The organism is Bacteroides sp. 14(A), from assembly GCF_000526555.1.
GTDB lineage: Bacteria > Bacteroidota > Bacteroidia > Bacteroidales > Bacteroidaceae > Bacteroides > Bacteroides cellulosilyticus.
On record NZ_JAGH01000001.1, the window covers coordinates 1,197,289 to 1,217,438 of the forward strand.

9 protein-coding genes are annotated in these 20,150 nt (G+C 45.4%); 4 read left to right on the forward strand and 5 right to left on the reverse strand.

From position 1 onward, the window contains the following. Position 1: 1 nt before the first annotated feature. Complete coding sequence (locus K429_RS0104310; RefSeq protein ID WP_025726150.1) at positions 2–2,467, reverse strand: glycoside hydrolase family 9 protein; 2,466 nt, start codon at positions 2,465–2,467, stop codon at positions 2–4. Between the two features lie 460 nt (positions 2,468–2,927). Between K429_RS0104310 and K429_RS0104315 the strand changes: the two genes are divergently transcribed. From K429_RS0104315 to K429_RS0104325, 3 genes are all read left to right on the forward strand, one after another. Further along, positions 2,928–5,039: a prolyl oligopeptidase family protein gene (locus K429_RS0104315; protein ID WP_025726151.1), complete on the forward strand. Its 2,112-nt coding sequence runs from the start codon at positions 2,928–2,930 to the stop codon at positions 5,037–5,039. Between the two features lie 231 nt (positions 5,040–5,270). Next, entirely contained in the window at positions 5,271–6,608 is a 1,338-nt protein-coding gene (gdhA, locus tag K429_RS0104320; protein WP_025726152.1) for an NADP-specific glutamate dehydrogenase, read from the forward strand. Positions 6,609–6,817: 209 nt separating this feature from the next. Continuing rightward, positions 6,818–7,978, forward strand: coding sequence for a Xaa-Pro peptidase family protein (locus K429_RS0104325; protein WP_007214914.1), 1,161 nt, complete (start codon positions 6,818–6,820; stop codon positions 7,976–7,978). 76 nt (positions 7,979–8,054) lie between these two features. Here K429_RS0104325 and K429_RS0104330 read toward each other — a convergent pair whose 3' ends face one another. The 3 genes from K429_RS0104330 to ruvA all read right to left on the reverse strand — a co-directional run bounded on the left by K429_RS0104330 (position 8,055) and on the right by ruvA (position 17,501). Continuing rightward, positions 8,055–9,056: a DUF3843 family protein gene (locus K429_RS0104330; protein ID WP_007214913.1), complete on the reverse strand. Its 1,002-nt coding sequence runs from the start codon at positions 9,054–9,056 to the stop codon at positions 8,055–8,057. A 67-nt stretch (positions 9,057–9,123) separates the two neighbouring features. Then, entirely contained in the window at positions 9,124–16,590 is a 7,467-nt protein-coding gene (gene sprA, locus K429_RS0104335) for a cell surface protein SprA (protein WP_025726153.1), read from the reverse strand. A gap of 305 nt (positions 16,591–16,895) precedes the next feature. Then, a complete protein-coding gene (gene ruvA / locus K429_RS0104340) occupies positions 16,896–17,501 on the reverse strand; it encodes a Holliday junction branch migration protein RuvA (protein WP_025726154.1) in 606 nt (201 codons plus the stop codon). A 251-nt stretch (positions 17,502–17,752) separates the two neighbouring features. On the opposite strand from ruvA, the gene K429_RS0104345 reads away from it, so the two are divergent. Beyond that, positions 17,753–18,652 carry a diaminopimelate dehydrogenase gene (locus K429_RS0104345; RefSeq protein WP_025726155.1) on the forward strand — a complete coding sequence of 300 codons (900 nt, stop codon included), beginning with the start codon at positions 17,753–17,755 and terminating at the stop codon, positions 18,650–18,652. A gap of 89 nt (positions 18,653–18,741) precedes the next feature. On the opposite strand, the gene rseP is transcribed toward K429_RS0104345, so the two are convergent. Next, positions 18,742–20,076: an RIP metalloprotease RseP gene (gene rseP, locus K429_RS0104350; RefSeq protein ID WP_025726156.1), complete on the reverse strand. Its 1,335-nt coding sequence runs from the start codon at positions 20,074–20,076 to the stop codon at positions 18,742–18,744. Positions 20,077–20,150: the final 74 nt, after the last annotated feature.

Here is a 20,150-nt window from a genome sequence, read left to right on the forward strand (position 1 = left end):
GTTAGTATTCGGCAATCAGTGATAGCCACTTTCCTGCCGATGTCACCCAGACCTCTTTATAACAGGCATTGTTGGTCTGTGGCCAGTAGGGGATGTCATCATTGCCCAGGGTGCGGATGCCTACGGGCATTTCGCCTGTCATCTCACCGGAAGAAAAACTGTTCATCTGCGGATAATTGTACCCTTCGCCGTATATCAGGGATTGTCCGAATGGGTTCTTTCCGACTGTCCAGTAGAGCTGTTCCCGACCGATGTTCAGCAACTCTTCGTCTTTAAGGAAGTTGCCGCAAATGGCAGCGGATTTTCCGGTGGAGAGATGTATGGCTGTGTTTCCATTGAAGATACTGAACCATACAGGGAAACGTTTCAGGTAATGTTCCTTGTCGAGTTTGACTCCCCGTTTCACCTGTTCCGTGTATAGCTGCCGTGCATTGGCGGGCGGAAAGAGATGAAGCGCGTAGAAACTTGCTGAATCACTGTACTCTTCCGCATGATATACTCCACTCGGAATCATTCCATAAGGTCGGGTGTATTTCATCAGACCTTTCAGATAGTTTCCGTATAGTTGTATGGAGTTCACCCACTTCTGATAATCAGGGTGCTGTTTCTGTGTTTCACAAAGCAACGTCATTGCCTGCATGTAGACTTGTTCGCGTGATTGATGGATATAGTGTACGATGGATTTTCCAGACTGATCCCGATAGAAGAATCCGCAGGTTTTTTCCGGATCCTGTAAAGGCTTCGTACGCTGGCAGGCAAGTACATATCGAATGGTCTCGGCAGCCTTTTCGGCATAATATGCCTTGCCCGTGAGCTTGTAGAGCATACTGGCAGACCAGGATATGGTTGCCATATATTGGCTCTCGGAGGTGTTGTAGCTATGTTCGTACATCTGTTTGAATAAGTCGAAACCCTCTCTTTCGAATTTTTCTGTAGCAAAAGCAAAGTCTTCCTCCGCTACCTTTCGCAGATGCTCTTGTAGCATAGGGTCCCGATCTATGGTCATTGCCGCATATGCTTCGTATCCTGCGTACAGGAAATTGTCGAATGCCATGTTTTGAACGCGTACGGAATGAATGTCATCCAATGTATTCAGGATGCCGTCTTGCCAGATAAGCAGTCCCATACTGCTGGCACGATAGCCGTCTCCATAACGGTTTTTCAGTATGAACTCGATCCCCCATTCCGCTTCTTCCAGCAGACGGGCTGCCAACGGAGTATTTCTGGTTTTGAGCCGGTTGTATGCTTCCAGTAGGGAGAAAGTCACATCTCCGGTCTGTAACGTCTGCTGTGACAAATCGCCTGCATCATGCCATCCGCCTGAATAGGCGATACTTTTTCCGTCATGCCGGGAAAATAGATCCGTATGACAAGCGGCATGTTTGCCGGGGACGGGATGTCCGCAACGCTGGCAAAACAGGAAATTCAGTACTTTCCAGAGAGAATTATCCCACAACTTTTCACCGATCCGAAAGGCAGGAGTGATGTTTTTACCTACTTTCAGTTGGTAGTCTCCCGGTTGGTTGAAGTCGGTGAAGTCCATGACTCCGAACTGTCCGATGGTGGTTTGTTCCTGTTTCAGCGCACCTTCGTATGCCACTTCTTTGCTGACGGAGTTTATCAGTTGGAATTGTTTCCACTGTTTGCATGAATTGGCATGAGCGAGGGCTGTTTTCGGGCTATTTATGGCATAGCCTGTTGTAGAATATATGATGGTATGCTCCGCCGGTTCCCATCCGCTCACTTTTTCCGGATTTTTGATTTGCTGCAACCGGATATCGTCCACATAATAAATGGCAGAGTCTCCTGTTGTCCGGTCTTTCCCTTTCAGTGCGGTGTCGAAGCTGATGGATATTACCTTATCCCGCTGATATTCGTCTATTTCCAGAAAGCAATGGTTCCATTGCTTATTTACCAGATTGATGAGATGGGAACCGCTGGGGAGATTATAACCTTGTTTGGGTGTGGAACTGTCGTTTGTAAAAGTCAGGTTCATATTGACTACGCGTGCGCCGTCGCAATCAGGATAGATAGAAAAGTAGATTCTGTTGTACTTTTCCCAGTTCCTACCATCGACGTGATAGGTGATACGGCTATTTCCATAAGTTGCATAGTCAGGATCGGAAAGAGAACCAGCGGCTCTTTTTCCGGTATAAGTAGGAAAAGATAAACGGATGCTCCCTTTGCCCGATGTGGTTTTCTCTTTTGAGAAAGACATTTTTCCGGCTCCGGAATGAGTCCATCCGTCTGCTCCTTCAGTTTCCGCAAGCGGCTGGCTGGATAACACCTCTTTCTTCAAAGCATTCTCTTCGAAAGAACGGGAGGTGTTCAAAGGCAGCGGGGCATGGATCAGTCCTGTTTCATAGATTTGCTTCTCTAATAGGGCATCCTCCGTCAGAGGATTTTGACTGAATAGGGAAGTATTGCTTATGAACAACAAGAGTAATATGAATGATTTCTTTCTCATGATTATGATAACCTTTTGTTTCTGATGCAAGGTTAGCCATAATTTGGCAAAAGAAGGTTTGATAACCGCCATAAAACCTTTAAAAACCATCAAAATGAAGGAAAATGATAGATTCTCGACTTCTGTTGATGATATTTAAACCCCTTACATTCGGTGTTCCACCATGATCAGTCGTAGTGAAACACTATTTCTGTCGTTATGGGAGGTAGCCTCAATCCTGATGGGAACATATCTCAGTATAGCATAATGAATGAATCCGGCTGGAAATGCTATTTGAAGTATAATTATGGGAGAAATCCTTGTTTGCTATTGGTTGTTTTTGTAATTTTAACGCCTAAACTAAATTTAGTTACGAGCTACAAGTGACAAGTGGCTACGCAGTAACTCGTCACCAACACCCACAGCGCAGCACTTGTAGCTCGTAGCTTGTAGCTCGTACACTCTTATATATATGTATAATATGAAAAAAGTAACTTTATTTGCAACCGGTATCATCATGATGTCATGTGCACAACAACAACAACAGAAACTTATGTATCCTGAAACCGCGAAAGTGGATACTGTAGATGTCTATTTTGGAACAGAAGTACCCGACCCGTATCGTTGGTTGGAGAATGACACTTCCGCTGCAACTGCTGCATGGGTGGAAGCTCAGAACAAAGTAACGAACGACTATTTGTCTAAGATACCTTTCCGCGATGCTCTGCTGAAGCGACTGACGGATGTGGCTAATTATGAAAAGATTGGTACACCGTTCAAGAAACACGGCAAGTATTACTTCTATAAGAATGACGGTTTGCAGAACCAGAGTGTACTGTATGTACAGGATAGCTTGGACGGTGAACCACGTGTATTTCTTGATCCTAATAAACTTTCGGATGATGGTACGGTAGCTTTGACAGGCATTTATTTTTCGAATAATGGAAAATATACCGGCTATACCATTGCGCGTAGTGGTTCAGACTGGCAGGAAATCTATGTAATGGATACCGAAACCGGCAAGTTGCTGGACGATCATATTGAATGGGCAAAGTTTACAGGAGCTACCTGGCAGGGCGATGGATTTTACTACAGCGCTTACGATGCTCCGGTGAAAGGGAAGGAGTTCTCTAACGTGAACGAGAATCATAAGATTTACTATCATAAGATGGGTACACCGCAATCGCAGGATAAGCTGGTTTACCAGAATCAGGCATATCCCAAGCGTTTCTATACTGCCAGTGTGAATGAGGATGAAACCATCCTGTTCCTGTATGAGAGTGGCGACGGACGTGGCAATGCCTTGTATATGAAAGATCTGCGTAAACCGAATGCACCGTTCGTTGCAATGGCTACGGATATGGATTACACTTATGCTCCTATAGAGGTGATCGGTGACAAAATCTATATGTTTACGAACTACAATGCGCCGAAATATCGCCTCATGACGGCGGACATCAATAAACCCGCTTTGAAAGACTGGACGGAGCTGGTTCCGGAAAGTGAGAATGTACTTTCGGATGCCAGTGTGATAGGTGAGAAGTTATTCCTGACGTATGATAAAGATGCTGCCAATCATGCGTATGTATATGGCCTGGACGGCAAGGAAATACAGGAAATTAAGTTGCCTTCGCTCGGTTCCGTAGGTTTCAGTGGCGACAAGGATGACAAAGAATGTTTCTTCGGTTTTACTTCGTTCACCATCCCCGGTGCTACGTATAAATATGATATGGATGCGAATACCTATGAGCTCTTCCGTGCTCCGAAGGTTGACTTCAACTCCGATGAATTTATAACGGAGCAGGTATTCTACCCCAGCAAGGACGGCACAAAGATACCGATGTTCCTGACTTATAAGAAAGATCTTAAGAAAGACGGTAAGAATCCGGTGTATCTCTATGGTTACGGCGGTTTCAATATCAGCCTTAATCCGGGTTTCTCTACATCACGTATTCCGTTCCTGCAAAATGGAGGTATCTATGCACAGGTTAATCTGCGTGGTGGTGGCGAGTATGGTGAAGACTGGCACATAGCCGGTACGAAGATGCAGAAACAGAATGTATTCGACGATTTCATCGCAGCTGCCGAATACCTTATTAATGATAAGTATACTAACAAAGATAAAATAGCTATCGTAGGTGGCTCTAATGGTGGTTTGCTGGTAGGTGCCTGTATGACACAACGTCCAGATTTGTTCCGCGTAGCCATTCCGCAGGTAGGTGTAATGGATATGCTCCGCTATCATAAGTTCACTATCGGTTGGAACTGGGCAAGCGATTACGGTACGAGTGAGGACAGCAAGGAAATGTTCGAGTACCTGAAAGGCTACTCTCCGTTGCACAACCTGAAGCCCGGCACCAAATATCCTGCAACCATGGTGATTACTGCCGATCATGATGACCGTGTAGTTCCCGCACACTCATTCAAGTTTGCCGCTACCCTGCAAGAATGTAATGACGGTACGAATCCCACTATCATCCGCATCGAAAGTAAAGCCGGACATGGTGCAGGCAAACCTATGACTAAGGTTCTTGAAGAACAGGCTGACACTTATGCCTTTATCATGTATAATATGGGAATGAAGTTTGAATAAGTTGAGAGTCGAGAGTTGAGAGTGACTGCGCTGTGTTGCGACTATATGCCGCATGGTAACTCTCGACTCTCCACTCTTAACTTATCTGACGTTTTATCATTATTTAATCAAAATATCACTGAAAAGTATAGGTGAATCCAAAAGTTTTCCTATATTTGCAGTGTTATTCGTTGACAATTTGCTCGAATAACCTTAAAGTCACGAAGGAATAAACCTTTAAAACGTAATATTATGAATATCGAACGAATTATGTCCTCTTTAGAGGCAAAGCATCCCGGCGAGTCTGAATATCTTCAAGCCGTAAAGGAAGTACTTCTTTCCATCGAAGATATCTATAACCAGCATCCAGAGTTCGAGAAAGCTAAAATCATAGAACGCTTGGTTGAACCCGACCGTATCTTTACGTTCCGTGTTACTTGGGTGGACGACAAAGGTGATGTACAAACCAACCTTGGTTACCGTGTGCAATTCAACAATGCCATTGGCCCGTACAAAGGCGGTATTCGTTTCCATGCTTCCGTAAATCTTTCCATCCTTAAATTCTTAGGCTTTGAACAGACGTTTAAGAATGCACTGACTACTCTGCCTATGGGTGGTGGTAAAGGTGGTTCCGACTTCTCTCCGCGCGGTAAGAGCGATGGTGAAATCATGCGCTTCTGTCAGGCATTCATGTTGGAGTTATGGCGTCACCTTGGTCCGGATATGGATGTTCCAGCCGGTGATATCGGTGTAGGTGGTCGTGAAGTGGGCTATATGTTCGGTATGTATAAGAAGTTAACCCGGGAATTTACCGGCACATTTACCGGAAAGGGTTTGGAATTCGGTGGTTCTCTGATTCGTCCTGAAGCTACAGGTTTCGGTGGATTGTACTTCGTTAACCAGATGTTAGAAACTAAAGGTATTGATATTAAAGGTAAGACCGTTGCTGTTTCCGGTTTCGGAAATGTAGCTTGGGGTGCCGCTACCAAAGCAACCGAGTTGGGTGCCAAGGTGGTTACTATCTCCGGACCGGACGGATATATTTATGATCCGAATGGTATCAGTGGCGAAAAGATAGATTATATGCTTGAACTCCGTTCATCGGGTAATGATATAGTAGCTCCGTATGCAGACGAATTCCCCGGTTCTACATTTGTTGCCGGCAAGCGTCCATGGGAAGTGAAAGCTGATATTGCATTGCCTTGTGCTACGCAAAATGAACTGAATGGTGATGATGCCCGTCAGTTGATTGAAAATAAAGTGATGTGTGTGGGTGAAATATCTAATATGGGCTGTACGCCGGAAGCTATCGACCTGTTCATCGAACATAAGGTGATGTATGCTCCGGGTAAGGCAGTCAATGCCGGTGGTGTTGCTACTTCCGGATTGGAAATGTCACAGAATGCAATGCACCTCAGTTGGTGTGCTGCCGAAGTGGACGAGAAACTGCACGCTATTATGCACGGCATTCATGCACAATGCGTAAAATATGGGACAGAACCTGACGGTTACATCAACTACGTGAAGGGAGCCAATATTGCAGGCTTCATGAAGGTGGCTCACGCAATGATAGGTCAGGGAATTATTTAAAGGAAAACTTTGTTTAGTTGTATTTGTATTTGTGGTTTGTGCTGTCCTGCCTGTGAAGGTGTAGGGCAGTACTTTTTTTATAGGCATACCAACAATTAGGTATATTCACTTCTACAGCGCAACTATCAGTCAAACTTAATACTTAATACCTCGTACTTAATACCAAAATTATTACCTTTGCACCCGGAAAATCATTAAATAACAAAGAGATGTTACAACCGGAACTAAAATTAAGACGCGATAAGATACGTGTCTTGATGGCTCAACAAGAGATTGATGCCGCTCTTATCACTTGCAATGTAAACTTGATTTATACGTACGGACGCGTTGTCAGCGGCTATCTGTATTTACCATTGAATGCTCCGGCACGCTTATTTATCAAACGTCCTAATAATATTGAAGGAGAACATATACATTCTATCCGTAAACCGGAACAATTGCCCGATTTATTGAAAGAGTGCGGTCTACCTTTACCTGCGAAATTGATGTTGGAGGGAGACGAACTTTCTTATACGGAGTATACCCGTCTGGCAGCTTGCTTCCCAGAAACTACTGTTGTGAATGGTACTCCCCTGATCCGTAAGGCACGTAGTGTAAAGACAAATATTGAAATTGAAATGTTCCGTCGTTCGGGTATTGCTCATACGAAGGCTTATGAACAGATTCCTTCTGTGTATCGACCGGGAATGACAGATCGTCAGTTGTCTATTGAAATAGAACGCTTGATGCGTTTGGAAGGTTGTCTGGGTATTTTCCGTACATTTGGTCAGAGTATGGAGATATTTATGGGTAGCTTGCTGGCGGGAGATAATGCCACTGCTCCTGCACCTTATGACTTTGCTTTAGGTGGTGAAGGACTTGATCCGTCTATACCTATCGGTGCAAATGGTGCACTGTTACAACCCGGTCAGAGTTTTATGGTTGATATGGGTGGAAACTTCTATGGATACATGGGTGATATGAGCCGAGTATTCTCTATCGGTAAGTTACCGGAGAAGGCTTATGCTGCGCATCAAACATGTCTGGATGTACAGGCAGCTGTGATTGAAAAGGCAAAACCGGGTGCTGTTTGCGAAGATCTCTATAATACAGCTATTGATATCGTAACGAAAGCCGGATTTGCCGATTACTTTATGGGAGTAGGACAGAAGGCGAAATTTATCGGTCATGGCATTGGCTTGGAAATCAACGAAGCTCCTGTACTGGCTCCGCGTATGAAGCAGGAATTAGAACCGGGTATGGTATTTGCCCTCGAACCCAAAATCGTATTGCCGGGTGTCGGCCCCCTGGGTATTGAAAACTCATGGGTAGTGACGGCAGACGGGGTAGAGAAGTTGACACTGTGCAAGGAAGAGATTATAGAAATGTAGAAATAATGATTAGTTGTTAGTGATAAGTGATTAATGTTATGCTTACAATTTATCACTAACAACTAATCACTTATTTTCACTCTCCTTCGTAATACTCACACAAGAAGTATCGTGCAATGAAGTCCCAATTATCGTGCAATACTTCTTTTCCACCAGGGAAGGGAAGTTGCATATCAGGAAGCAGGCCTTTTGCCATACCATACTTCAGGAGGTCAAAGGGGCAGGTGCCCGGATAAGTGAATAATTTGTATCCTTTGGCAGCTGCTTTTTCTGCATTATAAGTCGGATTGCGTGGATCGCAGAAGCAATAAGAAACATTAGAGGCTATCAGCATACCTTTGGCATTGGCATAGATCACAAAGTTTCTTTCATCTCTTAATTCCGGTAACAGACTTTCATTTTTATCTTCCCATTTTAGTTCTTCCACAAAGAAACGGCGTAATTCATCATAGGTGGTAAAATAAAGCAGCGGTTCTCCTTTGCTGTATGACAGGCAGTTCTCCACATCTTTTTTAAGTGTCATTCCGGGAGTGATTTCGGGAAGTGGTACTAATGGCATTTCCAATAAATCAAGTCCCATCACCCAAATGGGAGAAGACGGCTCGTCGCAGATGGGAGCTTCTTCAAAGGCGGTATCCATCACATCATATACCTTTTGGCTGAATTCTATCAGGTCAGAATCATGAGGATTCTGGATAATAACTTCGTCCTCTTCGAAGATGGCATAGCGGGAGAGGAGCGTCCACTGAATGAATGAGATATCCTCTACATTGATTTCGTCGGGAAGATACTCGTCGGTCAGCGTATAGAAAGGAAGATAGGACTTGTACAATCCGTAATAGGCATTGGAAAACTCTTTCCAACCACCGGACTGGGCGATGGCGTCTTGCAGATAAATAGCCAATGAAAGGGCAGCGTCTACTTTCTCTGCTTCAAACTTTTTACTGTATAAAGGGGATTCATCGATCAAAGATAGTAGTTGATTGGCAAAGTTCAAATACCAGGTGTCGGTCGAGAGCTGTTTACTGCGTTCGTTAATTCCTAACCAACGCTTCATGTAAATTCTTGCTTGTTTCATATTGCTTGTTGTTTATCTCACAAAGATAGGACTTTCCCTTGAATTGCTCCTTAATAGTCGAGTATATTTACCGCGTGAGAGAGAATTTCATGCTGAAACCAAAGTCAGCACTGACTACCGGATATGAGCTAGAGGACACTAACGGAGTATTCTGTTGGCGGTCATAGTAGAGGCGCAGGGTTAACAAGCGACTCAGGGTGTAGTCTGCCGAACATGATATTTTCAGAGCTTTGTTGCCATTGGTAGCTTGTGCAAAACCTTGCTGGATGTCCCGGCAGAGGGCGGATTGGTTGCGGAATGAAATATCTGCACGGAGAGCAAGGTCATGGCTGACACGATTCTTGCTGTCTTTTACATTCCGGCCACTGAATAAATTGAAGTTTACAATCTTATATCCCAAACCGATAACGAAATCGCGGGAAGCGGTTTCTACCAGCTGACAAGCACTCATACTGAGATTTAATATACGGCTGGTTTTATATTCCACTTTGGCGGTAAGTCCGTTTTTGAGGGTGGCATCCATACCGATAAGGGGGGAGAATTGCTCATTAATGGATACCATGCTGATGTCGAAGCGCGATGAAGGGATAGGATTTCCTGATTGCACATCTTCTACAAAGCCTATATCCCCCATATAGCTCATGAAACTCTGGAAAGTGTTGTAGCTGCCGACGCTGTAGGTGCTGCGATAGGCATGATTCAGATTGACACTGCGGAAGTTCTTTTTGAACCAGGCTATCTTGGTAAGTCCTGTGTAGGTGATACGCCAGTTCGGCATCATGGAGAACAGGCTGGGAAAGAAGTCGAGAGCGGAGTTCCGAGCGCTCTTTCCGGTGTAGGCGGCGAGGAAGGCAGGGATCATGACATCCGGTGAGTGCTTGCTGATTGTGCCGTTTGCCGGATCGAATGTCTTTCCGGCAAGAGTGCTGCCTTGCGGATACTGTGCACCGAGGAATTGGGATTCCACACGGTCACGGATGACGTCAAGGTTGCGGCGGAAACGTTCGAATGTACCGGAATGGTAACCGTCACCGGCGCTGGGGCGTTCGAAAGCACTACCGATAGAAATGATACTCATTGAGAAGTTACCACTGCGGGTATCTGGCATACCTTCGAACATATATTGTATTTCGCGGCTGCGGTTTCGGGTACGATTGGCGGTAAGGTCTATTTTGAGGTCGCGTATCGGTTCAAGGGAGATACGCAATTGAAGATCTTCAAGGGCATTGCTGCTGGCAGGGCTGACAACGGAGTCGTTGCAGATGAGCCAGTCGTTTTGCAAGGCACGGTCGATATAGTCGTCTCCGGTGAAACCGAATGCAAAGTCCATTCCCGGAGCAAGGAAGCCTCCGTGTTTCTTCTGGCCGAACATGTCACCGACTTCAGGACGGAAACCGGGAAGGGTCATGGCATACGTATTTTTGTAGGTAAAGCTGAAATTGCGTACGCTCATGGCAATGCGGGTAGCATGCTGGCCGAATTTATACCACCAACCATCTTCTGGATCGGGACCGGGGATTACAGTGAGCTTTATGCGTGCCGTGTCCTGCGTATCAATACGTAGTGAATTAGCATTTATAACTTTATAACGTACGGGATAGCGACGTCCGTCCACTGTGAGAGCGGTGACTTTGGGACGACGGGAGTTCATACCGTGTTGAATGGTAACTGTAGTGTCTGCACGCAATTGTACTTCCTTGTCGAAGCGACGGGGCTTTTGTTCTTTGGGTGAGGCGGGTTTGCGATAGGAAGCAGAAAAGCGGCGGTTTACTTTCTTTAAATAAGGCACCTTGTTATAGAGTGCTTCGAGATTGAAACGCGAGTTTACGTCGATGCTGCGCTGATTGCTGACAGTATTGCCCATCTCTATGCCATCGGAAAGGGAAACACCCCGGTCCCAGTTGTAAGAAGAGGCGAAACGAAGGTCAGCGCTGACCCAGTCGGTAGCGGGGAACTTGTCGAATGGGAGCTTATAAGTGGCATTGAATGTCTGCTGGAAATCAATAGGGCGGCCGAGTGAGAGCAGGCTGCGGCGTACTGTATCTTTCCAGGCTGAGTATTCATCGGGGTAAAGGTCTTTATTTACTACACCGTAAGGTTCTTCAATCTCGGCGTGGGTAGCAGAGGTAAAGTTCAGTTTTAGGTTTTTTGTAGGGTCCCAGCGCAGGGCAAAGTCACGGTTCCATAGAAATTCTTTAGCGACGGAGATGGGGATGCCTTCGATACTGAGATCCCCGCTGCCGATGGAACTGCTTCCGGCAGTCAATGCCTCCAGGTCGCGGAGTTGAAGTTCATAATAGTGACGCGTCATATCGGTATTGAATGAGATGCTTTGAGGCAGCCAGTTCAGATTGATTTCTTTGATGAAACGCATCCATGGAGATTTGCTTTCCATAGCTTTGAAAGGTTCCCACGGGCGATAGACGGGAGCATAATTATAAGTCATTGCAGCGCGCCAGTCCGTTTCGTTTTCGTAAGCTGTGGTGCTACCCTGATTGTGGCGGAGGGAACGGGAATAGCTGAAAGTAAAGTTCCCCGGATCATAAGGCATGGGGGTTTTACTTGTAATACCCAGTCGTGCATTGCTGAGGCTGAAATTGCGGTAGGTAGTAATTTCACGGGCGATATTCATCAGCGAGTCTCGTTCCCAATCGGTGGTACAGGCATCCAGCGCATCATCCAGCAGCATATCTTTGTCCAAAGGGTTGTACTTTGGCGTAGTGGCCTCTTTGGAGTAAGAGAAGTAAATAGGAGCGGCCAATTTAGCCTTTTTAGGAAAGAAACGTCCCAGATCGAATGTAGTGGTGAAACTATACTGATAATAATCGTCCAGTCGACGCTCGCTGACACTCTGTTCCAGTCCACCGAAACCGGCTGTTTCCACATGACCGGCTAGGTTGATACTACCGATATCGGAAAGCTGTAAGTTGAGATTGCCTTGTGCAGCCCAACCGCCGTCTTCGTTGAATTCGGTTAGGCGCAGTTCGTTCACCCAGACCTCTGCCGATTTAATGGTGCGTGAGTTGTTCCTCACACCAATCATCATAGTCTTGACCTCTGCCAGTGAAGGATTACCAATCACGCTTATCTTATTGGAGGGTTTATCCGGATCGTATTCCGAATACACTTTTGCATAGCTGACACCACTGTTCGAGATATTCTTCAAGCGATTACGGGCCTTCTTGACATTGGTGAGTACACTGAGGTCAATGTCAAGATTGTTGTCTTTGGGCCAGACGGCAAGGCAACCTGCAACGGTGCTTCCGTTGTATTCTCCGTGCGGAGTGAGTGTGAGGGGAATTTCGTATTCATAATAGTTGCTGCGGTAATCTGAGCCGAGGCGGATGAATACGGAAAGTTCGCCATTTTGCGGATCTGTGGAGAGATCGGGCAAAGCTTCGGCATGAGCAAACATTTGCAGCCGGCGGTATTGCCGCATATCCATACCGGTATTTTTGTAGACGGCACGTGCATCGCCGGGAGCCAACTTTTCCAGCTTCAGGCTCATGGCTTGCTCATTCTGTTGACGAAGTTGCGGTTGTCCCGGATCGATGACACGGGAGATGCCCGGAGGCATTACATAGTTCACCGGAGTACGGTCTCCATTTTCTTCGATATTGACGGCAGAAACGTCCAGTGCAGCAGAGCTGGTGGTAGAGGCGCCTTGTTGTGTATTATTCAGTGCATCGGTATAGGTGCGCCATTCGCCGCGTACCAACTCTAAGGTTGCAAAACGTAGCACGATGGGTTTCTCAAATCCGGTCAGGAACATGCGCATGAAACGGATGGACTTGAAGTCTTTGATGCTTCCCACCGCCTCGCCACTGCGTACGGGAACTTTGAACTGATACCAGGTCACTTCTTCCGTTTGTCCGTTGCGCAGGCGGACACTGGCGGTTCGTTTATCCGTGATGTAATTCTGTCCTACTTTCAGGTCGGAAGGTGTCAGGTTGATGCGATATTGGAAATATTTCTCAGTCTCGTTCAGTGTATTGTCCTGATTGATATCCTCTACATCGGGTACGGTCTTTGAAGATATATCGTATCGTTCCGGAGAGTCTTCACTCGCGGTGGAGTTCCCCTCGGTATTGTTATAGTATTTGTAGCGTTCCAGAATGCTACGCTCTTCCCGGTCATAGTCCGAGCCACGGAAATAATGATAATTGTCGCCTGCCGGATCGTTGTAAAATTTCTCGTAAGTGGAGGCGTCCACTTTGCCCTGTACGTCTGCCAGATATTTCTGATAAGTGGAGAAGGTACGTTCGTCTTCAGTAGAGAGCCCGTTCAGTCCGACATCTTGCTTACGGCGTGCGCCGGCTGCATTATCAAAGGCATATACCACACTACGATCGCGGGGAACACGCCCCCAAACTGTTTCTTCGGTCTTTGTTGCATCTCCATCAATGGGCAGACCGTTTTCAAAGAACTTCTTGCCATCTTTGAGGATGTCTTCAGATACTTCGCCAAGGTTTATGTAGAGAGTACCTTTGGGGGAATTTGCTCGTGTTGCCTTTTCCGAACCTGTTCGTGTTATTCCTCCCTCAATACTGCCTTCTTCGTAGATGAATGGATCCAGTAACCAGAAAGAGATGTATTCAATGTTCGCCGCTTCGAAATCACTGGTATCCAGTTTACGCATCATGCCTCCCCAGCGATTCTCCGGATTTTTCAGAGTACCGTCGGAATTCAGGTCTGTATCCAGATTGTATGGCCCCCGTTCCTGTGGATAATAGGCTAGGTTCAGTACGTTCATGGAAGCCGATTCCTGGTAGGGAGTTTCCTTATTTGGAAACAGTTCCTGCTCATAGACCTCACGCACATAGTGGTTGCTAAGCTGGTTTAGGTCGTTTTTGATGTGTGTAGGTGTCAATGAAGAGTTACGGCGGGTGAAAAGTCCGTCAATATGGTACCACGCCAGCAGTGCCCGGTTCTTTCCGTAACTGATATCATTGCTGCAGGTTGCTTCGGGAAAGAGGGGTGAGGGGGTGCTTGCCAACATCCAGTATGAGGGCTGACGAAGGTCAATGCCATTTTGTGTACTTTCGAAATCGTCGATGTACGAAGCATTTTGTTGTAGTCCTTTGGCATGTCCCGGAATGAGATGGGCGAATTCCACACCGAGATTGATGCTGCTGGGGGCGGTTGCGGTGACAAACGGTAGTTTGTCCAGCATGTTTGTCAGCCACTGGCTTTCTTTTTTCCATGAAGCATTCACTCCCCACAACGTGTTGGAGAGTGGTTCGTCACCCATTGCAACTTTGCTTGTCAGTGGTTTCTCGCTGAGGTGCATGATGCTTCCTCCGAAAGAGAAGTTCTGTGAGAAATCGTAGGTGAAGTTTAGTCCCATCATCGTTTTGCGTTGCATGCTGTAGAGCGTATTGCTCTCCAGATTTACGCTGATGGCTGTACCGGCATCAATGATGCTTTGGTTGAGAATGGTAACTACTCCCAATGTGTAATCTACTGTATAGTCAGAGTTTTCTACCAGTGTCATACCGCCCGCCGTCACACGTACTGAACCTTGTGGAATATTCATAGCCCCTAACCGTATTTCATTGGCATTGGAGGCACGGTATTCACCTGTTAGTCGGAATTTATTCTTTTCTGCTGTTTGTTGCGCTACGGTGCGAGTGGAGTCGTACAGTTCTTGAAACACATATTTGTCTGCCAGCGCATCGTTTCCGATGGCTTTGCGCAGGTGGCTGCCGAAAGGTTCTACTACGGGAAAATAGATACGTCCGTCCGAAGCTGTCACCGTATAGCCTTCGACAAAGTCGAAGAAACCGTCCGCACCTGTTTGGTTCTGGCTATTAAGGCGGTCGAGGTTCATGACACGCAACAGGGGTGTTTTGGCAATCTTTCCTTCTGGAATGTAGCGTAGATATACACCTGTTGTATCGCTTTGGTAAGTGATGTTCAACTGGAATTTTTCTTTTTGCACAGAGTAGGCATTGAGACTGTAGACATTCTTCATCATTAGACCCCAGCAGGCTGCGTCCGGGGAATTTGCCGTATTCTTCAATAATTTTACGAACAAACTTTGCCCGGTTTCCTTGATGTCTGAAGAAAACTCACCTACTTGATAACTTCGTCCACCGAGTGTGTACTCAAAAGCGACTGCCAGTACTTCGTCCGGTTGAAGGGTTTGCTTCAGTGAGATATAACCGAGTTTGCTGTTTAGTGTGTATTCTGAGGAAGTGAGCAGACGGGCACTTTCTATTTTTTCGTAATCCATGCCGGGTTCGGATCCGGGGATTGTACTCATGATATTACTTACCTGGCTGATATCGCGTGCGGCTGCATAGCGGCTGAGCATTTCCGCATAGAGGTTATTGGCACTATTGGCGGGAGCGTTGACGTTTGAACTGGGGTTGGTCGGGTTTCCCACTCCGCTCCAGGCGGTAGTGTTGCCTATGTGAAAGGCCTCTCCAAGATCAGTTAGTGCTACGATGTTTCGCGGATTATCATAGTTATTTCGTTTGTTGGTTACCCATACTTCGATCCGGTTAATTGTGATTCCTGAAAGGATATTCGGAAGCTGTGCCAGATTTTTATCATAGACATCCCGAAAATAATGGGCAAGGAAGAAGTGGCGGTTTCCTTCGTAATTATCTGCGGAGAAGTCGAACGTAGTGGTTTGTGCACCACCGCGGCTTGTCACTGTTTTTGCTTCACTCTCTTGCTGACTGATAACAGCTTGTAGCTTTAGTTTGCCGAATTGCAGGTCTGTGCGAATACCGAACAGTGCGGATGCTCCGCGTATTAGTGAGTTATTGGTGGACATGCTCACATTACCAGCTTCAATCAGTTTGATGATTTCATCTTCTTTTCCCTCATATTTCAGTTTCAGCCGTTTGGTGTCAAAATCAAAGGTAGCATCGGTGTTGTAGTTCATATTCATATTCACCTTGTCACCTACTTTTCCATTGACGTTGATATTAATTTTCTCGTCAAAGTCAAAACCGAGTGTTTTGCGTTGACTTTCCGGAAGTGAGGGGTTCTTCACATTTTTGTACGTCATGCCGAAGCTGAGTTCTGCATTACCTTGTGTACGTATCTGTACCCCACCGGGACCAAACAACTTCTCTGCCGGACCAAGGTTGAACTTCATATCCATAAAGTCGAAAGCCTCTTTTCCTTTGCCGATTTGTTCTCCGTTCTTTTGGCGGTAATAAGATTGCATGGATTGTTTCAACGTCCAATCCAGATATTCTTCGGGGGGCAGTACCATCGGTACACCGATTTCGGTATTCCCTAATTTTGTGCGTATGTAGTATTTGTCTGTTTTTGCATCATATTCTGCCTCGGTTCGCAGGTTCATGGGCGATTGCAGGTCGGCAGGGTGGGGAGAAAGGTCTTTTAGTGTGCCCGGCACGGTCTTGCGAACGGAATATCGCGGAGCTATTGTATCCTGTACATTTTCTGCTTCTTGTGCACTCTTCCCATTTACATTCTGTCCCATAACGACAAAGCTGCCAGGCATGAGCCATAGCAGCAATAACCAGATGATATGTCGTATACGGGGAGACTTCATATGTGTTTAATTAATTTATGAATGATAATTCATCGTATATTTCATCGGTTAGTAATTATACTTACAAAAAATGCGTAAATTTCTTCCTTTCCCGTAGCTACTCCTCCGACTCGTTGAGTGAACCTGATTCAGTCAGGGACTGAATGCTTTTCACTCCCTGACTGAATGCCTTTCAGTTCCTGACTCATTGTATCCCCATTCAGAAGGTATCTGAGAGGGGGTGGGGAAAGTGACAAGACAAGAAAGAAAGGAAGTAAAAATTACATATAAAAAATATAGGTTATTCTCCCCTAAATCATCATTTACTAAAGTCTTTTCAGCGCCAACTTAATAACCTGCTCCACCGGTGCATCCGGTTCTTCTTTCAATATTGCCAAAACTACCTTTTGTGATGGTGCTTGTGCAAATCCCAACATTGTCAATGCAGCAATGGCTTCTTCCTGCACCTGTGCATTAGCAGCAGATAACATTCCGCCGAGACTTCCTATCGTACTTCCTGCGCTTGCAGCACCTGTCTTGATTTTATCTTTCAAATCCACAATCACCCGTTGGGCTGTTTTTAATCCGATACCTTTCACTGTCTTCAGTAAATTGGCATTTTCAGTACTGATAACATTCACCAGTTCTGCCGGTGAAAGTGCTGAAAGTATCATTCGTGCAGTATTACCGCCAATGCCCGAAACGGAAATCAGCAACAAGAATAATTCACGCTCTTGTTTATCTACAAAGCCGTAGAGTACATATGCATCCTCACGTATAGCCTCATAGATATACAGTTTACACTCTTTTTTGCCTTGGATGGCAGCATACGTATTTAATGAAATATTAACGGCATATCCCAATCCGTTACAGTCGATAACTGCGGTTGCCGGGCTGAGCTCGGCAAGTCCGCCTCTGATGTATTCTATCATAATACTTACTATAACGCGCGCGAGCGAGGAATATTGTGTTTCTTCATTACAGACTCAGAAGAGTTTCAGGGAACTTTTTCCTTTGGAAATTGTTTTAGAGTGATAAGTCATTGAAGGTACATAAGTTTGAAAGAAGTCTTAATAAAGAAAAAACTCTGTGGAACACTGAATCGTTTTGTGGTTAAATTGAATGAAAATGATTACTTTTGTGCCGATAAAATAGAAAACTGATAAATAAATTCAATAAAAGAATGAAAAAAGTAAGAGCAGCCATTGTTGGCTATGGCAATATCGGGCAATACGTGCTCGAAGCGTTGCAAGCGGCTCCCGACTTTGAAATTGTCGGTGTAGTACGCCGAGCTGGAGCTGAAAACCGTCCCGCAGAACTGAGTGAATACCCTGTTGTAAAGAATATCAAGGAATTGGAAGGCGTTGATGTTGCAATTCTTTGTACACCGACCCGCAGTGTAGAGACTTATGCCAAAGAAATCCTTGCACTTGGCATCAATACGGTTGACAGCTTCGATATTCATACCGGTATTGTAGATTTGCGTCGCACACTGTCTGCTTCTGCAAAAGAACATAATGCAGTTTCTATTATTTCTGCAGGTTGGGATCCAGGAAGCGATTCTATCGTACGTACCCTGTTGGAAGCTATTGCTCCGAAAGGAATTACTTATACAAACTTTGGTCCTGGAATGAGTATGGGACATACAGTAGCTGTAAAAGCTATTGATGGTGTAAAGGCTGCTCTTTCCATGACTATTCCTACCGGAACAGGTATTCACCGCCGTATGGTTTATATCGAATTGAAAGACGGTTATGAGTTTGATAAAGTATCTGCTGCCATCAAGGCAGATCCATACTTTGTAAATGACGAGACACATGTGAAATTAGTTCCCAGCGTAGATACTTTGCTTGATATGGGACATGGTGTAAACCTCACTCGTAAAGGTGTTTCCGGTAAAACTCAGAATCAATTGTTTGAGTTCAATATGCGCATTAATAATCCTGCACTTACTGCTCAGGTATTGGTTTGTGTAGCTCGCGCTTCCATGCGTCAACAACCAGGTTGTTACACCATGGTAGAGGTTCCGGTTATTGATCTTTTGCCGGGAGATCGTGAAGAGTGGATCGGACACTTAGTGTAAGAAAATACGATAGATATTTCATATGATAAATAGACCATCTACTCACTTCGAATAGATGGTCTATTTGTTTTTATAAAGTAGAACCTGCGTTAGAACAGGAACCGCAGAATATCATTAAAGTTTGCCCAAAGCAGCAATCCAAATAACAGGAACATACCCACCATTTGCGCACGTTCCATAAACTTATCACTTGGTTTGCGACGAGCCACAATCTCATAAATAAGGAATAGTACATGCCCGCCATCCAGTGCCGGAATAGGCAGAATATTCATGAAGGCGAGGATAATAGAAAGGAATGCTGTCATGTACCAGAACTGATGCCAATCCCATGTAGCAGGGAAGATGCTTCCGATAGTTCCGAAGCCACCCAATTGCTTGGCGCCTTCTTTAGAGAAGAGATATTTCATCTGTCCTACATAGCCTTTCAGAGTTTGTACTCCCAATGCTGCACCAGCGGGGAAAGAGGCCAGAAAACTATATTCTTTCTTTACAACCGGCAGTAACTGATTGGTTGCCGTACGTACTACTACACCTATCTCATAGATTGAATCTGTAGCAAAAGTTATAGTATCTATCACTCCGGCACGTGCATAAGTCAATGTGATATAATGAGAAGCTGAATCCGCTTTCTGACGGCGTAACATCTCTTCTTTAAAATCGAAATAAGCAATGTTCTTTCCGTCCAATTGCATAATACTGTCACCCGCTTGCAGGCCGGCAAGGGCAGCAGGACGGTTGGCACAAATACTATCAATAACATACGGATAGCGGAATGAGGCAAAACGTACGCTATCTGCCAGCAGACGCTCCATAAAATTCTCAGGAATATAAACGGATACATCTTCTCCATCGCGGCGTACTGTTACCTGGCGGGCATCGACAACGCTTGTCAGCATGTCACCACCGTAACGTTCAAAGGGTACACCATCAGCAGATATCAGTACGTCACCGTCACGGAAACCGATAGCTTTTGCCGTTTCGTTGAATTCCATACCCAACGGGGCTTTTTGTACCGGTACGTATTCATCTCCCCAAGTAAAAAGTATCATAGAATAGATGAATAATGCCAATATGAAATTGAACAATACACCACCTACCATGATTAACAACCGTTGCCATGCCGGTTTGGCCCGGAACTCCCACGGTTGCATTGGCTGTTGCATCTGTTCGGTATCCATAGACTCATCTATCATACCTGCTATCTTTACATAACCACCTAACGGCAGCCAACCAATACCATATTCCGTATCACTATTTTTCGGCTTGAACTTGAACAGGGTAAACCAAGGGTCGAAGAACAAACAAAACTTTTCTACCCGTGTCTTGAAAAGACGGGCGAAGAGGAAGTGCCCTCCCTCATGAACGATAACGAGCAACGAAAGGCTCATAATGAGTTGCAGGGCACGAATCAAAAATGTTTCCATCTAATAATTTTTCTATTTTACTATTAACTACTATTTACTATTCTTATTCTCCTCCGAGGAAGAAGGGAGTTGAG